Source organism: Demequina sp. NBRC 110057 (genome assembly GCF_002090175.1).
GTDB lineage: Bacteria > Actinomycetota > Actinomycetes > Actinomycetales > Demequinaceae > Demequina.
In genome coordinates this window covers 156050-172042 of sequence record NZ_BBRN01000005.1, presented here as the reverse complement: position 1 = coordinate 172042, position 15993 = coordinate 156050, and the positions used below count along the sequence as shown (strand labels likewise).

General features: G+C 72.4%; 14 protein-coding genes and 1 riboswitch. Of the genes, 6 read left to right on the top strand and 8 right to left on the bottom strand.

Translation table 11 applies throughout. From position 1 onward, the window contains the following. The first annotated feature begins 7 nt into the window (after nt 1–7). Genes B7K26_RS09210 through B7K26_RS09195 form a run of 4 tightly spaced genes read left to right on the top strand, consistent with a single transcriptional unit; the run spans nt 8 to nt 3831 of the window. Entirely contained in the window at nt 8–409 is a 402-nt protein-coding gene (locus B7K26_RS09210; RefSeq protein WP_084078904.1) for a cytidine deaminase, read from the top strand. Beyond that, nucleotides 406–1713 (top strand): thymidine phosphorylase, encoded by a 1308-nt coding sequence (locus B7K26_RS09205; protein ID WP_200811069.1) that lies wholly within the window; start codon nt 406–408, stop codon nt 1711–1713. Before B7K26_RS09210 ends, B7K26_RS09205 begins: the two co-directional genes overlap by 4 nt. A gap of 2 nt (nt 1714–1715) precedes the next feature. Next, nucleotides 1716–2723 carry a hypothetical protein gene (locus tag B7K26_RS09200; RefSeq protein ID WP_084078902.1) on the top strand — a complete coding sequence of 336 codons (1008 nt, stop codon included), beginning with the start codon at nt 1716–1718 and terminating at the stop codon, nt 2721–2723. 40 nt (nt 2724–2763) lie between these two features. Then, nucleotides 2764–3831, top strand: a complete 1068-nt coding sequence (locus tag B7K26_RS09195; RefSeq protein WP_084078901.1) for an adenosine deaminase — start codon at nt 2764–2766, stop codon at nt 3829–3831. 156 nt (nt 3832–3987) lie between these two features. Here the strand turns inward: B7K26_RS09195 and B7K26_RS09190 are convergent, their stop codons facing one another. Then, entirely contained in the window at nt 3988–4302 is a 315-nt protein-coding gene (locus tag B7K26_RS09190; protein ID WP_084078900.1) for a multidrug efflux SMR transporter, read from the bottom strand. An 11-nt stretch (nt 4303–4313) separates the two neighbouring features. Next, a riboswitch (guanidine-III (ykkC-III) riboswitch) is annotated at nt 4314–4376 on the bottom strand. A 55-nt stretch (nt 4377–4431) separates the two neighbouring features. Between B7K26_RS09190 and deoC the strand changes: the two genes are divergently transcribed. Next, a complete protein-coding gene (gene deoC, locus B7K26_RS09185) occupies nt 4432–5124 on the top strand; it encodes a deoxyribose-phosphate aldolase (RefSeq protein WP_084078899.1) in 693 nt (230 codons plus the stop codon). Between the two features lie 85 nt (nt 5125–5209). On the opposite strand, the gene B7K26_RS09180 is transcribed toward deoC, so the two are convergent. Together B7K26_RS09180 and B7K26_RS09175 are read right to left on the bottom strand one after the other, a co-directional pair. Continuing rightward, nucleotides 5210–6922 (bottom strand): phospho-sugar mutase, encoded by a 1713-nt coding sequence (locus B7K26_RS09180; RefSeq protein WP_084078898.1) that lies wholly within the window; start codon nt 6920–6922, stop codon nt 5210–5212. Beyond that, a complete protein-coding gene (locus B7K26_RS09175) occupies nt 6919–7719 on the bottom strand; it encodes a purine-nucleoside phosphorylase (RefSeq protein WP_084078897.1) in 801 nt (266 codons plus the stop codon). The genes B7K26_RS09180 and B7K26_RS09175 overlap by 4 nt, the downstream gene beginning before the upstream one ends. A 94-nt stretch (nt 7720–7813) precedes the next feature. On the opposite strand from B7K26_RS09175, the gene B7K26_RS09170 reads away from it, so the two are divergent. Continuing rightward, nucleotides 7814–9214 carry an NAD(P)H-quinone dehydrogenase gene (locus B7K26_RS09170; protein WP_234998771.1) on the top strand — a complete coding sequence of 467 codons (1401 nt, stop codon included), beginning with the start codon at nt 7814–7816 and terminating at the stop codon, nt 9212–9214. Between the two features lie 2 nt (nt 9215–9216). On the opposite strand, the gene B7K26_RS09165 is transcribed toward B7K26_RS09170, so the two are convergent. The 5 genes from B7K26_RS09165 to B7K26_RS09145 form a co-directional block, all read right to left on the bottom strand. After that, the gene (locus B7K26_RS09165) at nt 9217–11172 is read right to left on the bottom strand and encodes an endonuclease/exonuclease/phosphatase family protein (protein WP_084078895.1); all 1956 of its coding nucleotides are present in this window, start codon (nt 11170–11172) and stop codon (nt 9217–9219) included. A gap of 51 nt (nt 11173–11223) precedes the next feature. Then, nucleotides 11224–13002, bottom strand: coding sequence for a biotin carboxylase N-terminal domain-containing protein (locus B7K26_RS09160; protein ID WP_084079190.1), 1779 nt, complete (start codon nt 13000–13002; stop codon nt 11224–11226). A gap of 225 nt (nt 13003–13227) precedes the next feature. Then, nucleotides 13228–13869, bottom strand: a complete 642-nt coding sequence (locus B7K26_RS09155) for a nucleoside triphosphate pyrophosphatase (protein WP_084078894.1) — start codon at nt 13867–13869, stop codon at nt 13228–13230. A gap of 87 nt (nt 13870–13956) precedes the next feature. After that, nucleotides 13957–14826, bottom strand: a complete 870-nt coding sequence (locus tag B7K26_RS09150) for a sugar phosphate isomerase/epimerase (RefSeq protein WP_084078893.1) — start codon at nt 14824–14826, stop codon at nt 13957–13959. Next, a complete protein-coding gene (locus B7K26_RS09145) occupies nt 14823–15989 on the bottom strand; it encodes a DUF993 family protein (protein WP_084078892.1) in 1167 nt (388 codons plus the stop codon). The genes B7K26_RS09150 and B7K26_RS09145 overlap by 4 nt, the downstream gene beginning before the upstream one ends. Between the last annotated feature and the right edge of the window lie 4 nt (nt 15990–15993).

Below are 15993 nucleotides of genomic sequence, written 5' to 3'. Positions count from 1 at the left end.
GTCTGCTGTGCCCGAGATTGACTGGGATGGCCTGCGCGCCGCGGCCCGCGAGGCCTCGACCCGCGCGTACGTCCCGTACTCGCACTTCCCCGTGGGCGTGGCGGCGCTGACCGACACCGGCCAGGTCGTCATCGGCGCCAACGTCGAGAATGCGTCGTACGGGCTGACCCTGTGCGCCGAGTGCGCGCTGGTGTCCAAGCTCCACACCGACGGCGCGGGTTCCCGCCTTGTCGCCTTCACGTGTGTGGGCGGCGACGGCGAGGTGCTCGCCCCGTGCGGCCGATGCCGTCAGCTGCTCTTCGAGCACGGCGGCCGCTCGCTGCTGGTCGAGACCGCGGCGGGAATCATGACGATGGACGAGTTCCTGCCCGGCGCGTTCGGGCCGGAGGATCTGGAGAAGGCCAAGTGACCGAGCGACACGATGCCGTGGACGTCATCCGCGTCAAGCGCGACGGCGGCACCCTGAGCGACGACCAGATCGACTGGGTGGTCGACGCCTACACCCGCGGCGTCGTGGCCGACGAGCAGATGAGCTCGCTCGCCATGGCGATCCTGCAGCGCGGAATGTCGCGCGCCGAGATCGCGCGCTGGACGGCCGCCATGATCGCCACCGGCGAGCGCCTGGACTTCTCCGGCCTGGGCAGGCCCACCGCGGACAAGCACTCCACCGGCGGCGTGGGAGACAAGATCACGCTTCCGCTGGCACCGCTGGTCGCCGTGTACGGAGTGGCCGTTCCCCAGTTGTCGGGCCGTGGCCTCGGCCACACCGGCGGCACGCTCGACAAGCTCGAGTCGATCCCCGGCTGGCGCGCGGCGCTCAGCAATGAGGAGATGCACGCGCAGCTGCGCGAGGTGGGTCCTGTGATCTGCGCGGCCGGGTCGGGACTGGCTCCCGCCGACAAGAAGCTGTACGCGCTGCGCGACGTCACTGGCACCGTGGAGGCGATCCCGCTCATCGCGTCCTCGATCATGTCGAAGAAGATCGCGGAGGGCACCGGCGTGCTCGTGCTCGACGTCAAGGTCGGCTCCGGCGCGTTCATGAAGGACATCGACCAGGCTCGCGAGCTTGCCGAGACCATGGTGAACCTTGGCGCCGATGCCGGCGTGCGCACGTCCGCGCTGTTGACCGACATGTCGACCCCGCTCGGCTACGCCATCGGCAACGGCAACGAGGTCAAGGAGTCGCTCGACGTGCTCGCCGGCGGCGGCCCCGCCGACGTTGTCGAGCTGACCGTCGCCCTCGCTAAGGAGATGTTGGCCGGCGCCGGCATCACCGATGCTGACCCTGCCGAGGCCCTGCGTGATGGCCGCGCCATGGACATGTGGCGCCGCATGATCGCCGCCCAGGGCGGCGACGTGGACGCCGAGATGCCCGAGGCCCCCCACGTCGAGGAGGTCCGCGCGGACCGCGACGGTGTGCTCACCCGCGTCGACGCGCTCGGCTTCGGAGTCGCGGCGTGGCGCCTGGGCGCCGGGCGTGCGCGCAAGGAGGACCCCGTGCAGGTCTCGGCGGGCGTCATGCTCCACAAGACCCTGGGGGAGACGGTCAAGGCCGGCGACGTCATCGCCACCCTTCACACCGAGACCGAGTCGCGCATGCCGCGCGGCCTTGCGGCCCTCGACGAGGCGTGCGGGGGAGACGGCGCCATCGCCATTGGCGACGGCCCTGTCGAGCGTCGCATCGTCCTCGACCGCGTCGAGTCGGCGATCTGACGGTGGGCTGGACCCTCACCTCACTCGCAGCGAAGGCATCGAAGGCGCTCGGCGCGACCCCCGCATGGGCGCGCCCCGACGGGGTCGCGCACGCCGCGGCGGTCGCCCAGCGCGGCGTCCGCGGCGAGGGTGACACCGTCTTCGCGCGCGTCCACGCGCGCCGGCTCACGGCCGCCTCACCCGCGGACCGCAAGGCGCTCGAGGCCGCCGTCAGCGAGTTGGGGGCCGATGCAGCGGTGATCGAGCGCGCCACCGCGAGCGGCGCGCCGCTCACCGCCGTGGCGGCGCTCGCCGCGGCGTGGCACCGGCTTCCCGACACCGCGAAGGAGACCATTCGTCACCCCGCCGGCAGCGGCATCGGCTCCGTGAGATTTGGCGCCATCCGCGCCGTGCAGGTGGACCAGACCACCTGCGGAGCCGCCGTGATGGCGATGATGCTGATGACGGGCGACCCCTTCGTCGCGGCCTGGGTCGCGACCGGGCGGTCGCTTGGTGACCACCTTCCGCCCGAGTGTGCTGCCGCGCTCGAGATCGGCGCCCGCACCATCGAGGAGCGCTGGCAGTCGCTGCAGCGCGTCCTTCACCGCGAGGCGACCCACGGGGCGCTCGGCCCGCTGCCGTGGCCGCGCGCGTACGGCACGCCGCCGTGGCGCGTCGACAACGCGACCCGCTTCGCCGGGCTGCGGTTCCGCGGGGCCATCGTGGACGACACCGACGGGGAGCGCGTCGCCGCCGCAGTCGCCCACGCATCGGCCGCACTGAGGGACGGCATCCCGGTGCCCGTGTACACGGGAGGTGACTCCGCCAGCGGGCTCGACCAGGTGGTGCCGCGTCACGTGGTGCTGCTGACCGCGCGCAGCGAGGCGGGTTTCGAGGTGTACGAGCCGTCGTCCGGGCGCGTGCTGCCGCTGGCGGTCGACCGCGTGTACGGGGGTGGGGCCAAGGAGCCGGCCCTCGGGCACTGGACGCGCGTGTGCTGGATGGTCCTGCCGCGCGCCCGCAAGCGCTGACGTCGCGTCGAATGTGGGTGCGCGCCGTTAGCCTGGTGCCATGACCCTCACCCACGACGAGATCGTCGCCCTTCCCAAGGTCCTGCTGCACGACCACCTCGACGGCGGCCTGCGCCCGTCGACCCTCATCGAGCTCGCCGCCGAGATCGGCCACGAGCTTCCCTCGACCGACCCGGCCGAGCTTGCCCAGATCTTCGCCAGCAACGCCAACTCGGGTGACCTGGTGCGCTACCTCGAGGCCTTCGCGCACACCACCGTCGTGATGCAGACGGCTACCAACCTGCGCCGCGTGGCCCGCGAGGCGGTAGTGGACCTCGCCGCCGACGGCGTCATCTACGCCGAGCTGCGCTACGCCCCCGAGCAGCACGTGTCCGGCGGCCTCGACCTCCAGGAGGTCGTCGAGGCGGTGCAGGCCGGCATCGAGGAGGGCATCGCCGAGGCCGCCGAGGCGGGCAACACCATTCGCGTGGGCGCGATCCTCGACGCGATGCGTCACCTTGACCGCTCGCCCGAGATTGCCGCGCTCGCCATCGTCAACCGCGACAAGTGCTGCGTCGGCTTCGACATCGCCGGCCCCGAGAACGGCTTCCCGGCCGACAACCACGCGCCAGCGTTCGCCGCGCTGCGCGCCGCCCACTTCCCCGTGACGATCCACGCTGGCGAGGCCGACGGAGCGGACTCCGTGGGTGACGCGCTGTTCCAGGGCGCCAGGCGCATCGGCCACGGCGTGCGCATCCACGAGGACATCGAGGACTTCGACGGCGAGGAGCCCTCGCTCGGCCTCGTCGCCCGCCACGCGGTGGACCAGCAGATCCCGCTCGAGTGCTGCCCCACGTCCAACGTGCAGACCGGCGCGGCCTCCTCGATCGAGGACCACCCCATGCACACGCTGCGCGACCTCGGCTTCGCCGTGACGATCAATACCGACAACCGCCTGGTCTCCGGCGTGTCCATGTCGGGCGAATTCGGCGTGCTCGTCGAGGCCGGCTGGACCAAGGAGGACCTGCTCGAGGCGACGCTGACCGCCGCCTGGGGCGCCTTCCTCCCGTACGAGGAGCGCGGCGACCTGGCCGAGACCATCCTCGAGGCCTACGGCTTCGGCGAGTAACTCGTCTGCAGTGCCCGGCGCGCCCCGGCGCCCCCGGGCGAGCTTCTCGCTCGCCAGTGGACGCCGAGGGCGCGCTCGTGTCTCTGGGTGTTCGCCAGTGGGCGCCGAGGGCGGTGCCGGTGCGGGGCGCTCGCGGGGCCCGCTCGGGGCGCGCCGCTAATGCAGGACCTTGAGCCCCACGACGCAGCCCACGATGCCCAGGATCAGCAGGATCTTGGTGATGGAGGCGGCCTCCGCGCCCGACGCCATCGCGTAGCCGACGGTCAGCGCCGCGCCGATGCCCACCCAGATGGCGTACGACGTGCCCACGGGGAGGGTGCGCATCGCGTACGCGAGCCCGCCCATCGACGCGACGAGCGCCACGAGGAAGGTGATGGTGGGGGCGAGGCGGGAAAAGCCCTCGGACTTCCCCAACGCCGTCGCCCAGACTGCCTCCAGGACTCCCGAGATCACGAGAACGACCCAAGCCATGATGTCTCTCCAGTGAGACGTCTTGTCGCAATGCCGGGTACGTCACTTCGTCCGGGAGCCGGCTGAGGCTCTGCCACTAGGGTCTCAAACCCCGCGCGCGGTGGCAACTTCCGCACGTAGTCTGGTGACATGACTCTCACTCGCGCCGAGCTGGCCCAGTACGTCGACCACACCCTCCTCAAGCCGGAGTCCACCCCGGCCGACGTCGAGGCACTCGCCGCGGAGGCCGCCGACCTCGGCGTCTTCTCGATCTGCGTGTCGCCGTCGATGCTTCCGGTGGATGTGCCGGAGGGCGTCGCCGTCGCCACCGTGTGCGGCTTCCCCTCGGGCAAGCACCACTCGTCGGTGAAGGCCGCCGAGGCCGCCCTGTCGATCGCCCAGGGCGCCGACGAGGTCGACATGGTGATCGACGTCGCCGCCGCCATCGAGGGCCGTTTCAAGGAGGTCGAGGCGGACATCGCCGCCGTGCGCGCCGCCGTGCCGGAGGGCAAGGTCCTCAAGGTCATCATCGAGTCCGCCGCGCTGAGCGACGAGGCGATCGTCGGGGCCTGCGAGGCCGCGGTGCGTGCCAAGGCCGACTTCGTCAAGACCTCCACCGGCTTCCACCCCGCCGGGGGCGCCTCGGTCGAGGCGGTCGCGCTCATGCGCAAGACGGTGGGCGACGCCCTGGGCGTCAAGGCATCCGGCGGCATTCGCACGGCCGATGCGGCCCTCGCCATGATCGAGGCCGGCGCCTCCCGCCTGGGGCTGTCCGGCACCCGCGCGGTCCTGGACGGGCTCGACGGCGTCGTGGCCGAGGACGCCGGCGACGGCGGGTACTGACACCGAAGATCTACCGCCAGAACGCGAAGAAGCCCCCACTCCCGCCGTGTATCTACCGCGACGGGGTGGGGGCTCTCGCGTATGTCTAGACGCCCAGCAGTGACCTCACGTCCGCCTCGAGGGCGTCCATCGCGTCCTCGGCCCGCTCGCGCGAGTCCTGGACCGACGCGGAGGCTGGCTCGACCACCTCGAGGTAGGCCTTGATCTTCGGCTCGGTGCCGGAGGGGCGGATGATGACGCGCGCTCCCGACTCCGTCGCGAGGTGCAGCCCGTTGGTGGGCGGCAGGCCGCGGAAGCCGGCGTTCATGTCGTCCGTCGACGTCACCGGCGACCCCGCGAGGGCGTCCGGGGGAGAGGCGAGGAGCCGCTCCATGAGCGCCGGGATCTCGGCGATGTCGGTGAAGCGGGCCGACACCTGGCGAGTGAGGTGCACGCCGTAGTCCCTGGCGAGGTCGTCGATCGCGTCGGCGAGGGTGCGGCCCGCGGCCTTCAGCTCCGCAACGTACTCGGCCACGAGCGCCGCGGCCGAGACTCCGTCCTTGTCCCGCACCAGGTCGGGCGCGACGCAGTAGCCGAGCGCCTCCTCGTAGCCGAACACCAGGCCCGGCTCGCGGCCGATCCACTTGAAGCCCGTGAGCGTGTACGCGTGGGTGAGGCCGTGGGCCTCGGCGATGCGCCCCAGCATCTGGGAGGACACGATCGAGTTGGCGAGGACGGCGCCGTCCGGGTGGCCGCCGCGCGACGCGACGCGCTCGCCCAGCAGCGCTCCCACGACGTCGCCGTGAAGCATCTGCCAGCGACCGTCGATCTCGGTGGCCACGGCGCAGCGGTCGGCGTCGGGGTCGTTCGCGATGACCACGTCCGCGCCCACCTCCTCGGCCAGGGCGAGCGACAGGTCGATCGCTCCGGGCTCCTCCGGGTTGGGGAAGTCCACGGTGGGGAACTCGGGGTCGGGCGCGGCCTGCTGCGCGACGGTGTGGGTGTCGGTGAAGCCCGCGGTGGCGAGGGTCGCCTCGACGGTGCTGCCGCCCACGCCGTGGAGCGGGGTGAGGACGATGCGCACGTCGCCGCGCGAGCCGTCGGCCGGGGGCATGCCCACGAGCCCGGCGACCTCGGAGACGTAGCGAGCGAGGACCGTCATGTCGAGGTCCTCCCAGCCGTCATCCGCGCGCGGCACCGAGGCGACGTTTTCCACGGCGGCGATGCGTGCCGCGATCTCGGCGTCGTGCGGGGGCACGATCTGCGCGCCCTGCCCCTCATCGCTCACGACGCGTCCGCCCAGGTAGACCTTGTAGCCGTTGTCCTGCGGGGGGTTGTGTGACGCCGTCACCATGACGCCTGCGTCGGCCTCCAGCGCGCGCGTGGCGTAGGCCAGCACGGGGGTCGGGAGTGCCGACGGGAGCACCATCGCGTGGTGGCCGGCGGCCGTCATGACCGCGGCGGTGTCGAGCGCGAACGCGTGCGACCCGTGGCGGGCGTCGTAGCCGATGGCCACGCGGGCCGGGCCCTCGATTCCCGCCGCCTTGAGCGAGTCGGTGAGGTAGCGGGCGAGCCCGGCCGCCGCGCGGATCACGACGGCGCGGTTCATGCGGTGGGGGCCGGCGCCCAGGCGGCCACGCAGCCCGGCGGTGCCGAACTGCAGCATGCCGCGGAAGGCGTCCTCGAGCTCGCCGACCGCGTCCTCGTAGCCCGCCTCGGCGGCGACGATGAGCGCCTCGAGCTCCTCGCGCGTGCGCTGGTCGGGGTCGTCCTCCGCCCACGCGCGCGCTGCGGCCAGCGTTCCCTCGAGGGCGCTCATCGCATGGCCTCCACGATGTCGGCCAGCAGGCGCGAAATGCGCGGTGCGGCAGCGGCGCCCGCGTCGAGCACCTCCTGGTGGTTGAGAGTCTCGCCGCCGATGCCCGCGCCAAGGTTGGTCACGAGCGACAGGCCGAGCACCTCAAGGCCGGCCTCGCGAGCGGCGATCACCTCAAGAGTGGTCGACATTCCCACGAGGTTGGCGCCCAGGACGGTGGCCATCTTCACCTCGGCGGGGGTCTCGTACTGCGGGCCCTGGAACTGGGCGTAGACGCCGACGGGAAGCGACGGATCGATGGACCGCGCGATCTCCTGCAGCCGCGGCGAGTACGCCTGGGTCATGTCGACGAAGGTCGCGCCCTCGAGCGGCGTCGCGCCCGTGAGGTTGAGGTGATCCTCGAGCAGGACCACCGAGCCGGGGCCCACCTCGGGGCGGGTGGATCCACAGCCATTGGTCACCACCAGGGTGTGGCACCCGGCCGCCGCCGCGGTGCGCACCGCGTGCGCCACCTTGCCCGCGTCGCGGGTCTGGTAGAAGTGCTGGCGGGCGCCGAGCACGAGCACGTTGCGGCCGTCGGCGGTGCGCAGCGAACGGAGCGTGGCGTGGTGGCCGGCGACCACGTGGCCGCCGAAGCCGGGGATCTCCTCGGCGGGCACCGACGCGATCTCCTCGCCGATGAGGTCGGCGGCGCCGCCCCATCCGGAGCCCAGGATCAGGGCGATGTCGTGGTGGTCGACGCCGGTGGCGGCGGCGAGGGACTGGGCTGCCTCGGAGGCAAACGTCGCGGCTTCACTCATAGGCCGAGCCTAATGCGGCAACCCGGCCGATGCATCGGCCACCCTCCCAGGGCCGATGCGCCGCGGGGGTCTCAGCATGCGGGACAATGGTCCTATGTCCCCACGCATCGTCATCGTCGGTGGCGGCCCGGGCGGGTATGAGGCCGCCCTCGTCGCCGTGAAGCAGGGTGCGGAGGTCACCCTCATCGAGCGTCAAGGCCTGGGTGGCAACGCCGTCCTGACCGACGTGGTCCCCTCCAAGACCGTGATCGCCACCGCCGAGTGGCGCACCATCGCCGACCGCGCACCCCAGCTGGGCATCCGCGACCGCGACGGCTCCGACACCTCGGAGCGCTCCGAGCACAGCGTCGACCTCAAGGCCGTTAACGACCGCGTGCGCAAGCTGGTCCTCAAGCAGTCCTACGACATCGCGACGCGCATGGCCAAGAACGACATCCGCGTGGTTCAGGGAGAGGGCCGCCTGGTCAGCCCCACCCGCGTCGAGACCGACGACGACGCGTTCGAGGCCGATGCGATCCTGCTCGCGCTCGGTGCCCGCCCGCGCATCCTCCCCGACGCGCAGCCCGACGGCGAGCGCATCCTCACCTGGACGCAGCTGTACGACCTGAAGGAGCTCCCGGAGCACCTCATCGTTGTCGGCTCGGGAGTGACCGGCGCGGAGTTCGCCGGCGCCTACAACCTGCTGGGCTCCCACGTGACCCTCATCGCCTCGGGCGAGCGGGTGCTGTCGACCCAGGACCCCGAGGCCTCCGACCTCATCACCGAGATCTTCCACGAGCGCGGCATGGACGTGGTCGGCGGGCGCGCCCAGGCGGCCGTCAACACCGGCGACGGCGTGCGTGTCACGCTGTCCGACGGTCGCGTCATCGAGGGAAGCCACTGCCTCATGGCGGTCGGCTCGGTCCCCAACACCGCAGGCGTGGGCCTCGAGGAGGCCGGCGTCACGCTCGACGAGCGCGGCTACGTGATGGTCGACAAGGTCTCGCGCACGTCGGCGCGCGGTGTGTACGCGGCCGGCGACTGCACGGGAGTGTTCCCGCTCGCATCCGTCGCGGCGACCCAGGGCCGCATCGCGATGGCGCACGCGCTCGGCGATGCCGTCACCCCCATCGACCTGCGCCAGGTGGCGTCCAACGTGTTCACGGCCCCCGAGATCGCCTCCGTGGGCGCGAGCGAGGCGGAGTTGAAGGAGCGCGGCATCTTCTACGAGGTCTCGAAGCTCGACCTCGCGCGCAACCCGCGCGCCAAGATGCTCGGCATCGACCAGGGCTTCGTGAAGATCTTCGGCCACACGGTGACCGGCCAGGTGCTCGGCGCCGTCATCGTCGGCTCGCGCGCCGGCGAGCACATCTTCCCCCTGACGCTGGCGCTCGCCCACCACCTCACGGTGGACCAGATCGCCTCGGCGTTCACTGTCTACCCGTCGCTGTCGGGCACCGTGTCGGAGGTGGCGCGCCGCCTCCACCACATGGGAGACGTCGCCAAGAAGATCTGAGGTCAGTCGCCGCTGACGCTCACGCTGGGCGAGGGTGAGGCCGATGCGCTTGGGCTCGCCGAGGCGGACGGCTGCGGGTCCCCCTCGTCCTCGCCGGCGTCGCCGGGTGCCGTGGCGCCCGTGGTGACACGCGCCACGAGCGGCGCGTGGTCCGAGCCGACGGTCGCGACCACCGACACCTCGTCGAGGGTGACCGCGCGCCCGATCATCACGCCGACCCCCGCGGCCTGCTCCCCGTCGACAGTGGCGGAGCCGTGGGCGAGGGAGTCGTAGCCGAGCGAGGTGAGCGCGGCGAGGGCGGGGGCATCGGGCTCTCCCGTGCCGAACACCTCGCCCAGGTCGGCTCCCACGACGACCTTCTCCGAGCCCTCGACGGCATCGGCGAGCGCCTGCGCCTGGGCCGTGGCGGCCTCCTCCTGATCCCCGGAGAGCTGGGCGGAGGCGAACTCGGCCCCCATGAACGTGACGGCCAGGGCGGAGCGGGCCGGCCCGTCGGGAGCCTCGGGAAGATCGATGGTGTGGACGGCCGTGTGGGGGCGCGAGGTGAGGATGGCGTTGCCCACCTGGCGTCCCGCGGCGGGGGCGTAGGAGATCTCCATGCCGGTCTCGCCGGCGAGGTACTCCACCATGTCGGTGCCGCCGCCCAGCAGGCCGCCGCGGTCCACCTCCTGCAGCATGGCGACGTCGACGCCGTCGAGCGCCGCGGTGACGCGGTCGAGCCGCAGCGCGGGCCCGCCCTGATCGCTCGGCGTGATGCCCTGGTGCACGTTCCACGTCATCGCGACCGGCGTGGCAAGAAAGTCGGTGGTGGTGGCGCGCGGCTGCTCGTACGTCTGCCACGTCCAGCCGGCGAGCCCGGCGCCGAGCAGCGTGAACACTCCGACGCGCAGCCAAACGCCGCCGAGCGCGGCTCCCGTGGGGATCGCCCACCCGCGCACCCCGCCGCCCACGATGACCGCGATCACGGCGACGGCCATGACCGCCTCGGCCGCCAGCGGCACCTGAGCAAACCTATCGATGGAGGCCAGCGCGAGGGGGACGAGCACGGCGGCGATGAACGTGAAGGTGGCGCCCAGGCGTGCGGCGGGGGAGACCTCCCCCGGGCGGATGGCCAGCGCCGCCCCCAGCGCCGCAGCGGCGGCAGCGACGGGCAGCGCGACGGCGGCCGTGGTGCCCGAGCCGAGGAAGGCGAGCGCGGCGGCGACTGCGCCGAGGCCGAGGATGCCCATACGCAGCGGAAGGGTCAGCGCGTGCGCCTGCGAGGCGAGGTGGGCTCCCAATACGGCGCCGAGCATGCCGAGGATCAGGCCTCCCGACATACGCACATCGGCCTGCACGTCGATCCAGGCGAGGTTGGCGAAGCCGAACAGCAGCGCCGCCCAGTACAGGCCGTAGGCCCACCAGCCGCGAGAGGACGGGGCCGGCTCGAGGTCGCGGCAGCGGATGCCGTTGACGACGGCGAGGATGGCGACCACGGCGAGCGCGTTCCAGCCCCACTCGTCCTGGCGCCAGGGGGCGTCGTACGTGCGCAGCAGCGCCTGCTCGGCAAGCGCGGCTCCGGCGCCCAGCGAGGTGCCCGCGAGCAGGGCGGGGCCGCCGCCGTTGCCGAGCGCCACCCGGGCCGTCATCACCACGGTGGCGAGGGCGAGCGCCAGCAGGTACAGGCCCACGCCGATCAGCCACATCCCGGACAACACGGGAAGAGCCAGGCGGAACAGCGCCACCACCGCGAGGAGGAACGCGACGGTTCCTCCGTGGCTGAAGTGGCGCGCGGTCTCCGACGCGATCCACGCGATGAGGCCCGCACCGAGCGCGGTGGCGACCGCGGCGAACACCGCCGTCGCGGTGCCCGTCTCGGACAGGTCGAGCAACAGCGGGCCAGCCGTGCGCAGGGAGTCGATGAGGAGCCATGCGGCCATGGCGACGAGTCCGAGGGCGCGACGCTGTGCGGAATCCATGGCGTTCACGCTACCCCGCGGGCCACGCGGGGGGCGAAAGGGACGAACGGGTTAGGCGATCTCGCAGATCACGGTGCCCGAGGACACCGAGGCGCCCACCGCGTGGGACAGGCCGGACACGGTGCCAGCCTTGTGTGCCACGAGCGGCTGCTCCATCTTCATGGCCTCCATGACCACGATGAGGTCGCCCGCCTCGACGGCCGCACCGTCCTCGACGGCCACCTTCACGATGGTGCCCTGCATGGGCGAGGTGAGGGCGTCTCCGGTCGCGACGCGGGTTGAGCCGCCGTTCGCGCGGCGAGGAGTGCGGCGAGCCGCACCCGCGCTGCGGGCGTTTGCGCGCCCGGCGCGGGCTAGGGAGGCGGGCAGGACCACCTCGAGGCGCTTGCCACCCACCTCGACGACGACGCGCTCGGTGGCGGCGGCATCGGCCATGTCCTCGCCGGAGCCACCGCTCGAGCCGAGCGTCGCGACGGTGTCGGCGAACTCGGACTCGATCCAGGTCGTGTAGACGCCGAAGGCGCCGTCGGCGGCCGTGAACTGGGGGGCGTCGAGGACGGCGCGGTGGAAGGGCACGACCGTGGGCATCCCCTCGACGACCATCTCCGCGAGGGCGCGACGGGCACGCTGAAGGGCCTCGTCGCGCGTGGCGCCGGTGATGATGACCTTCGCGATCATCGAGTCGAAGTTGCCCGAGACGGTGTCGCCCTGGCGCACGCCGGCGTCGATGCGGACGCCAGGGCCCGAGGGGAACACCAGCGTGGACAGGGTGCCCGGGGCCGGCATGAAGTTGCGGCCCGGGTCCTCGCCGTTGATGCGGAACTCGATGGAGTGGCCGCGCGTGACGGGCTCCAGGACGGAGATGGGCTCGCCTGCGGCGATGCGGAACTGCTCGCGCACCAGGTCGACGCCGGTGACCTCCTCGGTCACGGGGTGCTCCACCTGCAGGCGCGTGTTGACCTCGAGGAAGGAGATGGTGCCGTCGACGCCCACGAGGAATTCACAGGTGCCAGCGCCCTCGTAACCGGCCTCCGTGAGGATCGCCTTGGACGACTCGACGAGACGCGCGTTCTGCTCATCCGTGAGGAACGGCGCGGGGGCCTCCTCGACGAGCTTCTGGTGGCGGCGCTGCAGGGAGCAGTCGCGGGTCGAGACGACGACGACGTTGCCGTGGCTGTCGGCGAGGCACTGGGTCTCGACGTGGCGGGGCTTGTCGAGGAAGCGCTCCACGAAACACTCGCCGCGGCCAAACGCGGCGACTGCCTCGCGGGTCGCCGAGTCGAACAGCTCGGGGATCTCCTCGCGGGTGCGGGCGACCTTGAGGCCGCGGCCGCCGCCGCCGAACGCCGCCTTGATTGCGACCGGAAGGCCGTGCTCGTCGGCGAACGCGAGGACCTCGTCGGCGTTGGCGACAGGGTCCTTGGTGCCCGGGACGAGGGGGGCGCCGGCGCGCTGCGCGATGTGGCGCGCGCTGACCTTGTCGCCCAGGCCCTCGATGGCCGCCGGCGGCGGGCCAATCCAGGTCAGCCCGGCGTCGATGACCGCCTGCGCGAACGTCGCGTTCTCCGACAGGAAGCCGTAGCCGGGGTGGATCGCCTCGGCGCCCGAGCGCTGGGCGACGTCGATGATCTTCGCGATGTCGAGGTAGGTCTCCGCCGCGGTTGAGCCGCCCAGCGCGTAGGCCTCGTCGGCGAGCCGCACGTGCGGGGCGTCGCGGTCGGGCTCGGCGTAGACGGCGATCGACGTCAGGCCGGCATCGGCGCACGCGCGGATGACTCGGACGGCGATCTCGCCACGGTTGGCGATCAGGACGGAGGAGAAACGGGACACGCCGCCACGGTAGCGCGCGGTCAGGGCGGCGCCTCGGTCCCCGGCGGGGGCGCCGGTCAAGTTTGGACCGCGGGGACACGCCGCCGGGCGGCCTTTGTAGGGATCCGACAACGAACTTGGCGATTGCTTGGGTTACGTGGGCGTAGGTTGTGGTCTTCCCACAATCGGCCGATGCCATGGCCAGCCCTGCGAGGGCCCGACGGGCCGCCGCCGGGGGAGCCGCGGTTAGGCGCGCAGGGCGTGGATGGGGACGCCGATCTCGGCCAGGAGGTGGCGCAGGAGGGGGAGGCTGACGCCCACCACTCCGTGGAAGTCGCCGTCGATGCCCTCGACGTAGGGGCCGCCAAGGCCGTCTACCGTGAAGCCGCCGGCGACGTTCAGCGGCTCGCCGGTGGCGACGTAGGCGTCGATCTCGTCGTCGGTGAGGTCCGCGAAGCGGACGGTCGTCGCGCTCGAGGCGCCGAGCGAGCCGCGGCTGCCGTCCTCGCGGTCGTCGACCAGCCAGTGTCCGGTGTGGAGCACGCCGGTGCGGCCGCGCATGGCGCGCCAGCGCTCGCGGGCGGTCTCGGCGTCCCTTGGCTTGCCGTGGATGGCGCCGTCGATCTCGAGCATCGAGTCGCAGCCCAGGATGATCGCGTCGGTGTCGTACTCGGCCGCGATGTGCTCGGCCTTGGCGCGCGCCAAGGCGAGCACGGCATCGGCCGGATCCGGCTCGCCCCACCCCTGCTCCGTGTGGAGGGCGCGCAGGCCCGCGAGCACCGCGTCCTCGTCGACGCCGCTGACGAGGACCTCGGGCACGATTCCCGCGGAGCGCAGGGTCGCGAGGCGGGCGGGGGACTGGGAGGCGAGCAGGAGCGGCACTGTCATGCCGCCGACCCTAAGCCCCTCCCGTCAATGGGATCCACTTGGTTCTTTTACGGCCTTAGGCGAGCCAAGTGGATCCATTTGACGCTTCTAGGGCGTGGCGAGGTGCGGGGCTACCGCCGCGCCGAACGACTCCGCGGTGCGGCGGGCCACCTCGTCATAGGGGGCTGCCCAGATGTCCTCGTTGAAGATCTCCACCTCGACATCGCCGTCGTAGCCCGTCGCCTCGACCGCCGCGGTGAGCGATGCGAAGTCGATGACGCCGTCGCCCGTGTAGTGGCGGCCCAGCAATACGTCGGCCGGAAGCGGCGTGGCCCAGTCGCACACCTGGTAGGTGGCGATGCGGCCCTCCCGGCCAGCGCGAGCGATCTGCTCGAGCACGGCCGGATCCCACCAAATGTGGAACGTGTCGACAGCGGCCCCCACCACGGACGGGTCGAAGGGCGCCGCCAGGTCGAGCGCCTGCCCCAGCGTGGACACCACCGCTCGGTCCGAGCAGTACATGGGGTGAAGCGGCTCGATGGCGAGGGTGACCCCCGCGGCAGCGGCCTCGGGTGCCAGGGCGGCGAGGGCATCGGCTACCCGCGCGCGGGCGCCGACGAGGTCGCGCGAGCCCTCGGGGAGCCCTCCCGCGACAAGCACCAGCACGGCGCGAGAACCGGGGGCGCCGGCAGCGGCGAGCGCCGCCGTCTCCTCAATCGCGCGCCGGTTGTCGTCGAGCGACGCGGACCGCGCGGGGCCGTCGGGCATGGTGAAGAAGCCGGCGCGGCAGTGCGTCGAGACGCGCAGGCCCGAGTCGGCGATCATGCGGGTCGCCTCGTCGAGGCCCACCTCCTGCACGGGCTCGCGCCACGTGCCGATCGCCTCGTAGCCGGCTCCCTGTACGGCGGCGATGGCCTCCGCGAGGGTCGCCTTCTTGAGGGTCGCCTGGTTCATCGACAGGCGCGGGTGCGCGGTCATGCCGCCTCGATTCCGTTGAGCTCCAGGAGCGAGCGCCAGCGCGTCGCGGCCACGTCGGGGTGCTCGAGGGCGCCGCACGCGTTGGCAAGCTCGACGATGCGTGACAGGTGGGGGAGCGATCGTGCCGAGTGCAGCCCGCCGACCATCTGGAACGCCGCCTGGTGGTTGTTGAGCCAGGCCATGAACGCCACGCCGGTCTTGTAATAGAAGGTGGGGGCGGCGAAGATCTGGCGGCTCAGGTCCTCGGTGGGCGCGAGGATCTCGCGGTACCGCGCCGTGTCGCCGTCGCCGAGCGCCTGGATCGCTCCCGACGCGTGGGGCGCGAGGGCGGCGAACGCCCCCAGCAGGGCGTCGGAACCGCCGTGCTCGTCGCCCTCGATGAGGGAGCAGTAGTGGAAGTCGTCGCCGGTAAACATGCGGGCGCCCTCGGGCAGGCGGCGACGTACGGCGATCTCCGACTCGGCGTCAAGCAGGCTCATCTTGATACCGGCCACGGTGTCGCGGTTGGCCTCGATGATGGCGACCACGGCATCGGCCGCCACCCTCCAGTCGTCCGAGCCGAAGTAGCCGGCAAGCTGCGGGTCGAAGGCGGTGCCCAGCCAGTGGAGCACCACGGGGGCGCTCGCGACGGACAGCACCTCGTCGTAGACGCGGCGGTAGTCGTCGGCGGACTGGGCGGCGCGCGCGAGGTGGCGGCTCGCCATGAGCACCGCGCCCGCGCCGGCGTCCTCGGCGTGGAAGAGCTGCTCCTTGTAGGCGTCGATGACCTTGCCGAGCGAGATGACCTCGTCCTCGACGTGATCGGTGTTGACTCCCACGACGATGCGGGCGCCGGCCGCGCTCGCCTCCGCCGCCGAGCGGGAGATGAGCTCCCTGACCGCCGCCGGATCGAGGCCCATGTTGCGCTGGGCGGTGTCCATGGCATCCGCCACGCCCAGGCCCCACGAGAACAGGTGGTGGCGGAACGCGAGGGTGGCATCCCAGTCGATATCCGCGGGCTGACCAGGGGTGTTGTCGGCCGATGCGCGCGGCACCACGTGCGCAGCCGCGTACGCCACGCGGCCCGTGAGGGGGCCGTGGGGTCGGGTCAGTTGCGCCGCGGGGGCGAGGTCGACGGCCCGGGTAGAGCCGTCGGGGTCGAGCAGAGTGAGGGTGTCCGTCATGGTG

Bases quoted from the DNA above. Each gene is read 5' to 3' on its own strand.
- B7K26_RS09195 (WP_084078901.1), top strand. From the start codon at position 2,764: ATGACCCTCACCCACGACGAGATCGTCGCCCTTCCCAAGGTCCTGCTG.
- B7K26_RS09190 (WP_084078900.1), bottom strand. From the start codon at position 4,302: ATGGCTTGGGTCGTTCTCGTGATCTCGGGAGTCCTGGAGGCAGTCTGG.
- deoC (WP_084078899.1), top strand. From the start codon at position 4,432: ATGACTCTCACTCGCGCCGAGCTGGCCCAGTACGTCGACCACACCCTC.
- B7K26_RS09180 (WP_084078898.1), bottom strand. From the start codon at position 6,922: ATGAGCGCCCTCGAGGGAACGCTGGCCGCAGCGCGCGCGTGGGCGGAG.
- B7K26_RS09175 (WP_084078897.1), bottom strand. From the start codon at position 7,719: ATGAGTGAAGCCGCGACGTTTGCCTCCGAGGCAGCCCAGTCCCTCGCC.
- B7K26_RS09170 (WP_234998771.1), top strand. From the start codon at position 7,814: ATGTCCCCACGCATCGTCATCGTCGGTGGCGGCCCGGGCGGGTATGAG.
- B7K26_RS09165 (WP_084078895.1), bottom strand. From the start codon at position 11,172: ATGGATTCCGCACAGCGTCGCGCCCTCGGACTCGTCGCCATGGCCGCA.
- B7K26_RS09155 (WP_084078894.1), bottom strand. From the start codon at position 13,869: ATGACAGTGCCGCTCCTGCTCGCCTCCCAGTCCCCCGCCCGCCTCGCG.
- B7K26_RS09150 (WP_084078893.1), bottom strand. From the start codon at position 14,826: ATGACCGCGCACCCGCGCCTGTCGATGAACCAGGCGACCCTCAAGAAG.
- B7K26_RS09145 (WP_084078892.1), bottom strand. From the start codon at position 15,989: ATGACGGACACCCTCACTCTGCTCGACCCCGACGGCTCTACCCGGGCC.